This is a genomic window from Rathayibacter sp. AY1F4 (genome assembly GCF_002931775.1).
Lineage (GTDB): Bacteria > Actinomycetota > Actinomycetes > Actinomycetales > Microbacteriaceae > Rathayibacter.
Genome location: NZ_PSVE01000040.1, coordinates 1 through 12731 on the forward strand (window position 1 = coordinate 1; position 12731 = coordinate 12731).

Here is a 12731-nt window from a genome sequence, read left to right on the forward strand (position 1 = left end):
TCCCTCCCCGCCCCCGCGCGACCGGCCCGACCGGCCTCGCCATCGCCGCACTCGTCGTCGGCATCGTCGCGTTCCTCGTCGGCCTCGTGCCGGTCTTCGGAGCACTCGTCGGGATCGCCGCGGTCGTCCTGGGGATCCTCGCCCTCCGCCGCCGTCGGTCGAAGGCGATGTCGATCACCGGGATCGTCCTCGGCGGTCTCGCCGTCCTCGCCTCGCTCCTGACGACGATCGGCTTCGGAGCCGCCGTGAACTCCGCCTCGAGCGACCGCCCGGCGGCCGTGATCGTCGAGTCGTCCGAGCCCACGACCGCTCCCGTCGTGCCGGCCACGGAGGAGGCGGAGGTCGTCGAGACGGCGGAGCCCGCACCCGTCGAGACGGCGGAGCCCGCACCCGTCGAGACGGCCGCCCCTGCCCCAGCGCCCGTCGAGACGGCGGCTGCTGCGCAGGTCTCGCCCGAGTTCGCCTCGGCACTCATCAAGGCGCAGAGCTACTCCGAGATGCTCCACATGAGCAAGGCGGGCCTGTACGGCCAGCTCACCTCCGAGTACGGGGAGCAGTTCTCGCCCGAGGCCGCGCAGTACGCGGTGGACACCGTCTCCGCCGACTGGAACGCCAACGCGCTGGCGAAGGCCAAGGACTACCAGGCCCAGATGGCCATGGCGCCGGAGGCCATCCGCGACCAGCTGACCAGCGAGTACGGGGAGCAGTTCACGAGCGACGAGGCCGACTACGCCATCGCGCACCTGAACGACTAGTCCCACTCGGACCGTCGCGGCACTGCGCGGCCACTGAGCAGGTCCTCCCGGAGCGCGCCGCCGTCCGTCGCCCACGATCCGGGCGACGGAGGGCGGCGGACCACCGGAGCCGGTTCAGGCCAGGACGGCGAGGGTGACGGGGAGCGCCTCGCTCCACCTGCCGGTCAGTCGCTCCTCGCCCTCGAGGAACGGCGGCGCGAGGACCCGCGCGAGAACGAGAGTCAGGCCGTCGGCCGAGGTCGTGGTGGTCCGTGCGTCGCTGCGGACGAGCACCGCCGACGGCGGCCCGGACGCTCCGGCACCTGATCCGCTGCCCTGCACCGTGGCCGTCGACGGGCGGACGATGCGCTGCCCGTCCTCCTCGAAGTGCTGCTCGGCCTCCCGGGCGCCGGTGCGGATCGCCGTGGCGAAGGCGGCGATCGCGACGGGGTCGCCGGCACCGTCGTAGACCCAGCGCCGACCGAGGACGGTGTGCTCGACCGTCGCGAGGAGATGCGCGTCACCGCCGACGAGAGGCGAGCCGCGGTAGGTCAGCGGCACCTGGAGCGGCGGCCGACCGGACGATTGGACGATCAGCGTCTCCACTCCGACCTCGCCGTCGGGGTCGTCGAACCGGTAGGCGCCGAGCTGCGTGAATCCGCCGCCCTCGCACCAGGGCTGCGTCGGCGCCCAGGCCTCCACGATCTCGAGCTTCCCGGGGGTGATCGTCGCGCGGTGCAGAAGGGCCATTCCCCGAGAGTAGAGGGGCAGGTCCGTCCGGAGTCGTGCCCGCCCGCGCGCAGCCGCGAGATGCCGCTCCGGTACGCGACGCACCGGGCGGACCGGACTGGCGTCTCGCGGCGGGAGGTCAGCGCGCGGCGCCCGCCGCGGCCGACTCCGGCAGGCTGCTCATCGGGAGTGTGTACTCGCCCTTCAGCGCCGAGATCCAGGCGGTGGTCGGGGCGACGGCGGCGAAGTTCGAGTTGAGCAGCGCCATCAGCGTGGTGTGCAGGGAGTGCGCGTCGATCGAGCCCGCGTCGTTCGCGATCGCGATCGCGCCCGTCGCGTCCGAGAGGACCTCGGCGCGGAGCCCGTGCGTCTCCGCCTCGGCGGCCGAGGCGAGGATGCAGTTGTTGGTCATGTAGCCGACGAGGGTGATCGTGTCGATGTCGTGCTCGCGGAGCCAGTCGAGCAGGTCGGTCCCCGCGAAGACCGTCCCGAACTGCTTCGTGACGCTCTTCCACGAATCCGAGCGGCGCTTCTCGATCTCCGGGTGCAGCGCGAAGGACGGACCCGACGGGTCGAAGATCGGCGCTCCCTCGCCCGCGCTGTGCTGGACGACGGCGATCGGGAGGCCCGCGGCGGCGGCGGAGTCGAGGGCGGCGGCGATCCTCGGCAGCGACTGCGCGTGCGGCGGGTACTGGATCTCGAGCGGACCGCTGAAGTACTCCTGCTGCACGTCGACGAGGATCAGTGCGCGGCGCGGTGTGGTCATGAGGTGCTCCCATCGGTGGCGGACGTCCCCGATCCTCCCGCTCGGGGCTGGGAGCGGCGGTCAGCCACGCGGCCCGCGACCCGGTCGTGGGCGCAGGCCCACACCTCCTCGTGCTCGAGCGGAGTGAGGACGCCGGCGTCGAGCAGTCGGTCGGCCCGCCGCAGCACGGCCGCGATCGCCGCCTGCTCGGCGACGGCGGGGGAGTCGACGTCCGCGATCACGAGCCGGCGGGCGCAGGCCCGGCGGAGGCGGCGGGTCGCGCGGGCCGAGAGGAGCAGGAGCGACGCGGTCGGCAGGGCGAGCGCGGCCAGCAGGAGGAGCGGCAGCCGGTCGAGCGCGAGCGTCCCGACGGCGCCGGCGGCCGTCGCGGCCACGACCAGCTGCGGACCGGCCGCGTGCAGGCGGAGGCGCCTCCGCTCCTCGGCGGAGGTGCCGGGCGCGAAGACGACGAGCTCGCTCCGGACGACGCCGTACCGGCTCGCACCGACGGTGTGGCGGCCCCAGCGGGGGCCGGCGTCGAGGAGGCGGAGGAGCAGATGCACGAGCGCCATCGTGGGCCCGCGACGGCGGGTGCGAGGGGATCCTGACGGAACGCGGACGCGCACCGAGCCGATCCGCACGGTCCGCTCGCGCGACGCTCACGATGCCCTCACGACCCCCTCACGACGCGGGATCGCGCGTCGACGTCCCTCCCCAGCCGATTACCCGTGAGGAAAGCGTGAGGATCCGCTCATTCCGGGCGGGCGCGCTCCTCACGGCGAGTAGAAACATCCAGTGACCTCTTCCGTCGTCCGTGGCGACCCCGACGCCCTCGAACCCTCCCCCCTCTCCTCCGCGCGCGCAGGCGGGGTGAAGGCGTGGCTCCTCGAGGGCCTCCGCGACGACTCCGGAGCCCACCCCGGCCCCCACGCGGCCACCGGCAAGACGCACTCGTGGTGGCGCGTCATGTGCCTCACCGGCGTCGACTACTTCTCCACCCTCGGCTACCAGCCGGCGATCGCGGCGCTCGCCGCGGGCCTGGTCTCGCCGCTCGCGACGATCGTCCTGGTGGTGCTGACGCTCCTCGGCGCGCTCCCCGTCTACCGCCGCGTGGCCCGCGAGAGCTTCCGCGGCGAGGGGTCGATCGCGATGCTCGAGCGCCTGCTGCCCTGGTGGGGCGGCAAGCTCTTCGTGCTGGTGCTGCTGGGGTTCGCGGCCACCGACTTCATGATCACGATCACCCTCTCGGCGGCCGACGCGACGGCGCACGCGGTCGAGAACCCGTTCGCTCCCGCCTGGTTCCACGGGGCGGAGGTGCCGCTCACGCTGGGGCTGATCGCCCTGCTGGGGATCGTGTTCCTCCGCGGGTTCCGCGAGGCCATCTCGATCGCGGTCGTGCTCGTGGCCGTGTTCCTCCTGCTCAACGCGATCGTGATCGCCGTGGCGATCGGGCACGTGGCCGAGAACCCCGTCGTCATCGGCGACTGGTGGTCGGCGCTCACGACCCAGCACGGGAATCCGCTGGTCATGGTCGGCATCGCGCTCATCGTGTTCCCCAAGCTCGCGCTCGGCCTCTCCGGCTTCGAGACCGGGGTCGCGGTCATGCCGCAGATCCGCGGCGACGCGGGCGACACCGAGGACGCCCCGGTCGGCCGCATCCGCGGGGCGAAGCGGCTGCTCATCACCGCCGCCGTCACGATGTCGGCGTTCCTCATCACCTCGAGCTTCGTCACCACGCTGCTCATCCCGCAGGCGCAGTTCCAGCCGGGCGGCGAGGCCAACGGCCGCGCGCTGGCCTACCTCGCGCACGAGTACCTCGGCGAGGGCTTCGGCACGGTCTACGACATCGCGACGATCTGCATCCTCTGGTTCGCGGGCGCCTCCGCGCTGGCAGGCCTGCTCAACATCGTCCCGCGCTACCTGCCCCGCTACGGCATGGCTCCCCAGTGGGCCGGCGCCGTCCGTCCGCTCGTGCTGGTCTTCACCGTCGTCGCCTTCGTCATCACGATCCTCTTCCGCGCCGACGTCGACGCGCAGGGCGGCGCCTACGCGACCGGCGTGCTGGTGCTGATCACCTCCGCGTCCGTCGCCGTGTTCCTCTCGGCGAAGCGCAGGAAGCAGCGCAAGCGCGCCGTGGGCTTCGCGGTCATCGCGCTGGTCTTCGTCTACACGACGGTCGTGAACGTGGTCGAGCGGCCCGACGGCGTGCGGATCGCGGCGGTCTTCATCGTCGGCATCCTCGCGGTCTCGCTCGTCTCGCGCGTGCACCGCTCGTTCCAGCTGCGCGCCACCTCCGTGGTGTTCGACGCCGCCGCGATCGACTTCCTCACCACGGACGCCGACGACTACGGCGTGATCCGCATCCTCGCGAACGAGCCCGACGACGGCTCCGAGGCGGAGTACCGGGACAAGCTGGCGGAGGAGCAGCGCGACAGCAACCTGCCGATGCGCGGCCCGGTGCTCTTCCTCGAGGTGCACACCACCGACTCCTCCGACTTCGAGGAGGACCTGGTCGTGCAGGGCCGCGTCTGCCACGGCTTCCGCGTGCTCACGGTGACCAGCGGCAACATCCCGAACACGATCGCCACGGTGCTGCTCGAGATCCGCGACCTCACCGGCGTGATCCCGGATGTCTACTTCGAGTGGACCGAAGGCGGCCCCATCTCGAACATGTTCCGCTTCCTCATCACCGGCACCGGCGAGGTCGCCCCCGTCACCCGCGAGGTCCTCCGCCGCGCGGAGTCCCGCCGCGACCGCCGGCCGGGCGTGCACGTGGGCTGACGCCCGCTGCGCGGCGGGGGCGTGGCGGCGCCGAGGTGCCGCTCCTGCTGCGGGATTCCGCCGAGACGCCGCTCCGTCATCGAGACACCGCTGCAGGAGCGGTGCGTCGGCGGAGGAGGCGGTGTCCCGGCGCGCGGCGGCCCCGTAGCGTGGACGCGGGCGCCCGTCGGGGCGTCGACACCGACGAACGGACGACGATGACCCTCGAGGACCAGCGCGCGCACATCCTGACCGGCGCCGTGTACGACGACATGACCCCCGAGCTGGTCGCCGCGCGCGAGCGCGCGGTCCTCGCCTCGAACGCGTACAACGCGAGCTTCGGGCGCCCGCCGGTCGAGCGGGAGGCTCTGCTCCGCGAGCTCGTCGCCTCCGTGGGCGCGGACGCGCACCTCGAGCCGACGTTCCGCTGCGAATTCGGGTTCAACATCACGATCGGCGACAGCTTCTACGCGAACTTCGACTGCATCCTGCTCGACGGCGCCCCCATCACGATCGGCGACGACGTGCTGTTCGGCCCGCGCGTCTCGATCTACACGTCGAACCACGCCCTCGACCCGGCCGAGCGCGCGGCCGGCGCCTGCACCGCGAAGCCGGTCGTCGTCGGCGACGGCGTCTGGATCGGCGGCGGCGTCACGATCAACCAGGGCGTCACCATCGGCGACGGGGCCGTGATCGGCTCGGGCAGCGTCGTCACCCGCGACGTCCCTCCGCTCACCATCGCGGCCGGCGTCCCCGCCCGCGTCCTCCGCTCGATCACCCCCGACGACCGGACCGGCTACCGCCCGGCTCACTGACGCGGACCCACTCCGGCTCCGAGACGCCGGCTCCGAGACGCCGCGGGACTGCTCACGGCCTCGCGGCGATCCGCCCTCAGGACTTCACGGTCGACAGGGGCTCGGTGATGCTCTCGAGGCTGCGGCGCTCGGCGTCGACGCCGAAGATCAGGGCGATCACGCCGCCGAGGATCATCACGGCGGCGCCGACGAAGTAGCCGATCGTCAGTGGACCGCGGTCGCTGCCGTCGCCGATCAGGGCGCCGTAGAGGGCGGGGGCGACCGCTCCGGCGATCTGGCCGAGGGTGAAGAAGTACGAGATCGCCTGGCTGCGCAGCTCGAGCGGGAAGATCTCGCTCACGGTGAGGTAGGCGCTCGAGGCTCCGGCGGAGGCGAAGAAGAACGACACGCACCAGAGGATCGTCTGCGTCGTCGCGGTCAGGACGTCCATGCTGAAGAGGACGGCCGACACGGCCAGGACCGCTCCCGAGACGCCGTAGGTGAGGAAGATCATCTTCCGCCGGCCCCACACGTCGAACAGGTGGCCGAGCACCAGCGGCCCGACGAGGTTGCCGATCGCGAACGGGAAGAAGAAGTACGAGATCGCGCTCTGCTCGACTCCGTAGAAGTTCTCGAGCACCAGCGCGTAGGTGAAGAAGATCGCGTTGTAGAGGAACGACTGGGTGATCATCATCGTCGCGCCCACCAGCGTCCGCTTGGGGTACTGCCGCAGCAGCACCCGGGCGATGGTGCGGAACGGGATGCTCTCCGTCGCCTTCACGGTGATCGCCTTCGCGTCGTCGACAGGCTCGAGCACGCCGCCCTCGGCCTCCACCCGGCGCTCGATCTCGTCGACGGTGCGCTCCGCCTCCTCCTCGCGGCCGTGCGTCATCAGCCAGCGGGGGCTCTCGGGGATGTGGCGGCGGAGGTAGATGATCGCCAGTCCGAGGATCGGGCCGAGGAAGAAGCCGAGGCGCCAGCCGACGTTCTCGGCGAAGAGCGCGTCGTTCAGGAAGAACAGGTTGGCCGCGGAGCCCAGAGCCGCGCCGCCCCAGTAGGTGCCGTTGATCGCGATGTCGACGCGGCCGCGGTACTTGGAGGGGATGAGCTCGTCGATCGCGGAGTTGATCGCCGCGTACTCGCCGCCGATCCCCATGCCCGCGAAGAAGCGGAACACGGCGAGGAAGACGTAGTTCGGCGCGAGTCCCGCCAGGCCGCTGGCGACCAGGTAGATGACGAGCGTCAGGATGAACAGCTTGCGCCGCCCGAGCTTGTCGCTCAGTCGCCCGAAGATCAGGGCGCCCGCGATCTGCCCGCACAGGTAGATCGTGCCGAGCAGGCCGACCTCGAAGGCCGAGAGCCCGAACTCCTTCGCGAAGCCGGCGGAGGCGACGATCTGGATCTCGAGTCCGTCCAGCACCCACGAGAAGCCGAGGCCGACGACGATCGACCAGTGGAAGCGGGTCCAGGGGAGCCTGTCGATGCGGGCGGGCACGAGGCTCCGGACCGGGCCGCGCGGACTGGTGGATGTCGACATGGCGAGCGCCTTCCTGTCGCCCCGGCGTCGTTGCGGAGGAACGCTGTCCCGAGCGCGGCGAGACGACACTAGACCCGTGGGCGGCTCCATATCGCCGGGCTATTCACCCCTTGTCACGGACCGCCGAGCGGGTGTATCCCGGGGATCGGTGCCCACCCGGAGGCGGAGCGAGGCGCGGAGCTCATCGGTCCGGAGGCGGAGCGAGGTGCGGTGGACGCGAGCCCGGATCCGTCCCCGCGGGGCCTGACACCGCCCGCCTCCTCGGCCTAGCGTGGAGGCATGATCGACGCGACGCCCGCGGGCACCCCCACCTACGTCCTCAGCGAGGGGCCCGTCTGGGATCCGGACACCGCCCGCCTCACCTGGGTCGACATCGAGGCCGGCGCGGTCCTGTCCGCCCCCGTCACCGCGGAGGGGATCGGAGCGATCTCGCGCACCGACGTCGGCGAGCAGGTCGGCGCCGCGCTGCCCCTGGGCGACGGGCGGACGCTCGTCGCGCTGACCCGACGGCTCGCGATCCTGGAGGTCGACGGCTCCCTCACGCGCGGCTCCGAGCTGCTGCCGGAGGGGCACCGCTTCAACGACGGCACGATCGACCCGCAGGGGCGCCTCCTGGTCGGCTCGCTGACCCTCGGCGAGTCGGCGGGCGACGACGTCCTGCTGCGCATCGAGCACGACGGATCCGTCACCGTGCTCGACGACGACCTGCGGCTCTCGAACGGACTCGGCTTCTCGCCGGACGGCTCTGTGCTGTACTCGGCCGACACCGAGTCGGGCGTGATCCACCGCCGCTCCTACGCGGACGCCGAGCACGGCCCGCGCGAGCCGTTCGTCGAGCTCGAGGAGGGCGTGTTCGCCGACGGACTGACCGTGGACGCCGACGGCCGCGTGTGGGTCGCGGTCTGGGGCGGGAGCGGCGTCCGCGTGTTCGAGGCCGACGGCAGCCCGGTCGAGGGCGAGGGCATCAGGATCGACGCCCCGCACTCCTCCAGCATCGCCTTCGCGGGCGAGGACCTGGACATCGCGGTCGTCACCTCCGCCTCGCGCGACCTCTCGGCGGACGAGCGGGCGCGTCATCCGCACGCCGGCGGACTGTGGATCGCGCAGCCCGGAGCCCGCGGCCGCGCCGCCACGCGCTGGGTGGAGGGCCCTCTGCCCTAGGCGCGGCCGGTCGCCCGTCAGACGGTGGGCGCCGCCGGTGGGCTCGGCTCCGACGCGGGCTGCGGCACGAGGGTCAGCCGCGAGATGCGGTAGCGGTCCGTCTCGGCCACGCGGAGCAGGTGGTCACCGACGAGGACGGAGTCGCCCACCACGGCCACGCGGCCGATCCGGTCGAGGACGAACCCGCCGACCGTCTCGTACGGGCCCTCGGGCAGCTCGATGCCCAGCTGCTCCGCCAGATCCTCGAGGATCATCCCGCCATCGACGTCGTGCAGCTGCTCGGCCGCCTTCGCATCGACCGCCTGGCGGGCGCCGTCGTACTCGTCGTAGATCTCGCCGACGAGCTCCTCGAGCAGGTCCTCCAGCGTGATGATGCCGTCGGTTCCCCCGTACTCGTCGATGACGACCGCGATCTGGTGGCCGTCCTGCCGCATGGTGCGCAGGGCCGCGAGCACCTTCGTCGTACCGGGGACCGCGAGGATCGGGCGGGTGATGTCGGCGACGCTGCTCGCGGTGCCGGCGCGGCCCGCCTCCGGGAACGCGGACATCAGGTCGCGCACGTGGACGAAGCCGAGCACGTCGTCGAAGTCGTCGCCGACCACCGGGTAGCGCGAGTGCGGCTGGTCGAGGACCGCCGCGTAGCCCTCGGCCACGCTGAGCGCGCCGCGGAGGAAGTCGACGTCCGGGCGCGGGCGCATCACCTCGGCGACGCGACGGTCGTCCGCGCGGAAGATGTCGGTGAGCAGCCGGCGGCTGTCCTCGTGGATCTCGGTGTTGCTGGAGATCATGTCGCGCACCTCGTCGGCCGAGACGCTCTCGCCCTTCTCGCGCGGGTCGGCGCCGAGGAGGCGGACGACGGCGTCGGTCGAGACGGACAGCAGCCAGATCACGGGGCGCATCAGGCGCGCGAGGGCGTTGAGCGGGGGCGCGAGGGCCTTGGTGAACGCGACGGACTTCTGCATCGCCAGGCGCTTGGGGACCAGCTCGCCCAGCACCAGGGAGAGGTACGCGATGACGAGGGTCATCAGGATCAGGGCGACGGTCGAGGCGGCGGAGGCCGAGAGGCCGAGCGACTGCAGCGGCGGCACGAGGTCGGGCGCGATGGTCGAGGCGCCGTACGCCGAGGAGAAGAAGCCGGCGAGCGTGACGCCGATCTGGACCGCGGAGAGGAACGTGTTGGGGTTGCGGACGAGCTCGGCGATGCGCCGACCGCGCTCGCTGCCGGCCTCGATCGCGCGGACCTGGCTCTCGCGGAGGCTGACGATGGCCATCTCGGTGCCCGCGAAGACGCCTCCGAGGAGGACGAACAGCACGACGAGGCCGATGTTGAGGAGGGTGTCGAGATCCACGCCGACCAGAGTAGGGATGCCGGCCGTGAGAACGCCTCGTGGACTCTCAGGGAGTGGGTCGGGCGGGGCGACGCCCCGTCCGCCCGCTCAGGACGCGTCGGCCGGGCGCACGCCGATCGTGAGGATGAGGTTCGCGTAGATGCGGCGGTCGCCCGAGGCGATGGTGAGCGCGACGTCGGGCGTGCGCGCCTCGGCGTAGAAGGCGTGCCGCTCGAGCGAGGTGAAGGGGACGCCGTCGAGGGACCGGCGGAAGGCGTCCTGCGCGGGGACGTCGATCCCGGGCGCGGGGGTCATGACCGTCGCCTCCTCGACGACGATCGCCGAGAGCAGGGCGTCGAGGATCTCGTCGACGGTCAGCATGTCGGGCCGGAGGTTCAGGTGCACCAGGGCGGAGTTCGGTCCGAGCGTGGTGCCGACGGGGTAGTTGCCGTCGGCGATGAGGACGCGGGAGCCGTGGCCCGCGCGGGCGAGCGCGTGCAGGATCTCGGGGTGGAGGAGGGTCGTGGTCAGCAAGAGGAGCTCCTAGAGGTCGTGGAGGTGGGCGACGGACGAGCCGGCGAGCAGGCGGCCGGGGAGCCTCCGCTCCTGGGGGCCGGGCTGCTCCGCCCCGGAATCGAGGCGGAGGCGGACGAGGGCGGCGGCCTCGGCGGCGATCGCCTCCGTCGGCTGGGCGATCGTGGTCAGGTGCGGGCGGACCACGCGGGCCAGCTCGACGTTGTCGAAGCCGACGACGGAGAGGTCCGTCGGCACGCGCAGTCCGGAGTCGCCGAGGGCGATCAGGGCGCCGACCGTCAGCTCGCGGTTGCTCGCGAACAGGGCGGTCGGCCGGGGGCTCAGGGCGAGGATCCGCTCGACGGCGGCGACTCCGCTCTCGACCGTCAGCGGGCCGCGCACCACGGCGTCGGCGGCGTGGTGGACGCCGCGCTCGGCCAGGGCGGCGAGGAAGCCGGCGGTCCGCTCCCGGGTGGAGGACACTCCGTCCTCCCCGCCGAGCACCGCGATCGAGCGGTGGCCGTGGTCGAGGAGGTGGCGGGCGGCGGAGGCGCCGGCGCCCGCGTTGTCGAGCGCGACGCGATCGGTGACCAGTGCGTCGTCGATCCAGTCGACGGCCACCACGGGGGTGCCCTGCTCGGAGGCGCGGCGCAGCGCGTCGACGTCGCCCGCGGACGGCACCGCCACGATCCCGTCGACCATCTTCTCGAGCAGCAGGTCGACCGCGGCTCCCGGCTCGGAGCGGCTCACGCCGACCAGCACGCCGATGCCCTCCTCGCGCAGGGCCCGCTCGAGGCCCGCGATGATCGAGAGGTGGAACTCGTTGTCGAGGGCGGGCAGCAGCACCCCGACCGTGCGGGAGCGCCGCGAGCGCAGGCCTCGAGCGAAGCCGTTGACGCGGAAGCCGACCTCGGCGGCCGCCGCCTCGATCGCGGCCCGGTTCTCGGGGCGCACGGGGAGCCCGTTGTAGTGCTTCGAGATGGTCGAGAGCGAGAGGCCGGTCAGCCGCTGCAGGTCCTTGTAGGTGGCCACGTCACAGGGTGGCGCGGGGAGAGCCGTAGCCGCTCCAGCCCGGGATCGTGCCGTCGGCGTCCCACAGGTCGAGCCAGCCGGTGCTGCCGGGCCAGAGGAAGACCTGGCCCTTGATCAGCCGGTTGTTGCGCTCGGCGCCGCGCAGCGCCTCCTGCTCCTCGGCCGTGAGCACCAGGGAGGCGGCGGCCAGGTTCGCCTCGATCTGCTCCGGCTTCACCGCGAACGGGATCGGGATCTGGCCGCGGTTCACCGCCCAGGCGAGGCACACGACGGCCGGATGCACGCCCCGCTCGTCGGCGATCGCCCGCACAGCGGGGTGCTCGATGTCGACGATGTCGCCCTCCACCCGGTCGCGCTCCGGCCGCGACGGCGAGCCCAGCGGCGAGTAGCCGATCGGCTGGATGCGGTGGTCGAGGCAGAAGCGGAAGAGCTCCGGCTGCTGGAAGCAGGGGTGCAGCTCCATCTCGTTCAGCTGCGGGGCGATGCGGACGTCGGCGAGGATCCGCTCGAGCTTGGGGATCGTGACGTTGGAGGTGCCGAGGTGCCGGACGAGGCCCCGGTCGACCAGGCTCTCGAGCGCGCGCCAGGTCTCGAGGAACGCCTCGTGGACGTACGGGCGGGCGTGCGGATCGCGCGCGTCGGTCTCGGCGTGCGGCGGGTGGTGGTTGGGGAAGGGCCAGTGCACGAAGACGGCGTCGAGCACGTCGAGGCCCAGGTCGGCGAGCGAGCGCTCGACGGAGGCGACGGCCGCCGCGGGCTCGTGCGCGTCGTTCCAGATCTTCGACATGACGAAGAGCTCGTCGCGGTCGACTCCGGAGTCGGCGATCGCCCGGCCGACGCGCGGCTCGTTGCCGTAGACGGTGGCGCAGTCGAGGAGGCGGAAGCCGGCGCGGAGGGAGTGCTCGACCGCGAGGCCGACGGTCTCGGCGTCGTAGCGGTCGGAGCCGAACGTCCCGGCGCCGATCGAGGGGATGCGGCTGCCGCTCGCGAGGACGCGGTGGCTCGGCGGAGTGGGGGCCATGCGGATCCTCCTGGTGCGGTGGGGCGAAACGTTGCGCCTTACCGTAGGCGGGGGAGGGTGGCGGCGTCAACGATGCCGTGGACCGGTGTGCGTAACGTTTCGTGCGGTGGGTGCTTTCGTCCTCCGTTCCTGCCCCACCCCCCTCGAAACGCCGATAGTTGTCGCACTCGTGCGCGACTGCGACGACTACTGGACTCTCGAGCCGCGCGCTCGGCTCGCTCGCGCGAGAACGCAGGAGTCGCCGCACTCGAGGTCGACTGCGACGACTCCTGGACTGTCGAGAAGAGCCCCGCCCCTCCGCTCAGACCAGCCGGCGCGACTCCTCCGTGACCACGCGGAACCAGCGCGCGCCGTAGCCGTCGAGGGGCACCGACACG

Annotated in this window: 12 protein-coding genes; 4 read left to right on the forward strand and 8 right to left on the reverse strand. The window is 72.4% G+C overall.

Features of this window, described 5'->3' with window-relative positions:
• The coding region (locus tag C5C59_RS16640) for an Ltp family lipoprotein (RefSeq protein WP_308470946.1) at nt 1-755 on the forward strand (755 nt) is incomplete at its 5' end.
• 114 nt (nt 756-869) lie between these two features.
• Here the strand turns inward: C5C59_RS16640 and C5C59_RS16645 are convergent.
• From C5C59_RS16645 to C5C59_RS16655, 3 genes are all read right to left on the reverse strand, one after another.
• Nucleotides 870-1484: a hypothetical protein gene (locus tag C5C59_RS16645; RefSeq protein ID WP_104239670.1), complete on the reverse strand. Its 615-nt coding sequence runs from the start codon at nt 1482-1484 to the stop codon at nt 870-872.
• Between the two features lie 118 nt (nt 1485-1602).
• A complete protein-coding gene (locus C5C59_RS16650; RefSeq protein ID WP_104239669.1) occupies nt 1603-2229 on the reverse strand; it encodes an isochorismatase family protein in 627 nt (208 codons plus the stop codon).
• The gene (locus tag C5C59_RS16655) at nt 2226-2771 is read right to left on the reverse strand and encodes a DUF6611 family protein (RefSeq protein ID WP_146082908.1); all 546 of its coding nucleotides are present in this window, start codon (nt 2769-2771) and stop codon (nt 2226-2228) included. The genes C5C59_RS16650 and C5C59_RS16655 overlap by 4 nt, the downstream gene beginning before the upstream one ends.
• A 232-nt stretch (nt 2772-3003) precedes the next feature.
• On the opposite strand from C5C59_RS16655, the gene C5C59_RS16660 reads away from it, so the two are divergent.
• The gene (locus tag C5C59_RS16660) at nt 3004-4989 is read left to right on the forward strand and encodes an amino acid permease (protein ID WP_374953907.1); all 1986 of its coding nucleotides are present in this window, start codon (nt 3004-3006) and stop codon (nt 4987-4989) included.
• 197 nt (nt 4990-5186) lie between these two features.
• Nucleotides 5187-5783: a sugar O-acetyltransferase gene (locus C5C59_RS16665; protein ID WP_104239635.1), complete on the forward strand. Its 597-nt coding sequence runs from the start codon at nt 5187-5189 to the stop codon at nt 5781-5783.
• Nucleotides 5784-5859: 76 nt separating this feature from the next.
• On the opposite strand, the gene C5C59_RS16670 is transcribed toward C5C59_RS16665, so the two are convergent.
• Entirely contained in the window at nt 5860-7299 is a 1440-nt protein-coding gene (locus C5C59_RS16670; RefSeq protein WP_104225083.1) for an MFS transporter, read from the reverse strand.
• Nucleotides 7300-7578: 279 nt separating this feature from the next.
• On the opposite strand from C5C59_RS16670, the gene C5C59_RS16675 reads away from it, so the two are divergent.
• Nucleotides 7579-8460 (forward strand): SMP-30/gluconolactonase/LRE family protein, encoded by an 882-nt coding sequence (locus tag C5C59_RS16675; protein WP_104239634.1) that lies wholly within the window; start codon nt 7579-7581, stop codon nt 8458-8460.
• Between the two features lie 17 nt (nt 8461-8477).
• Here C5C59_RS16675 and C5C59_RS16680 read toward each other — a convergent pair whose 3' ends face one another.
• The 4 genes from C5C59_RS16680 to C5C59_RS16695 all read right to left on the reverse strand — a co-directional run bounded on the left by C5C59_RS16680 (nt 8478) and on the right by C5C59_RS16695 (nt 12354).
• Complete coding sequence (locus tag C5C59_RS16680) at nt 8478-9809, reverse strand: hemolysin family protein (protein ID WP_104239633.1); 1332 nt, start codon at nt 9807-9809, stop codon at nt 8478-8480.
• An 87-nt stretch (nt 9810-9896) separates the two neighbouring features.
• The gene (locus tag C5C59_RS16685; RefSeq protein WP_104225080.1) at nt 9897-10322 is read right to left on the reverse strand and encodes an RbsD/FucU family protein; all 426 of its coding nucleotides are present in this window, start codon (nt 10320-10322) and stop codon (nt 9897-9899) included.
• A gap of 9 nt (nt 10323-10331) precedes the next feature.
• Complete coding sequence (locus C5C59_RS16690) at nt 10332-11333, reverse strand: LacI family DNA-binding transcriptional regulator (protein WP_104239632.1); 1002 nt, start codon at nt 11331-11333, stop codon at nt 10332-10334.
• A 1-nt stretch (nt 11334) separates the two neighbouring features.
• Nucleotides 11335-12354: an aldo/keto reductase gene (locus tag C5C59_RS16695; protein ID WP_104239631.1), complete on the reverse strand. Its 1020-nt coding sequence runs from the start codon at nt 12352-12354 to the stop codon at nt 11335-11337.
• Nucleotides 12355-12731: the final 377 nt, after the last annotated feature.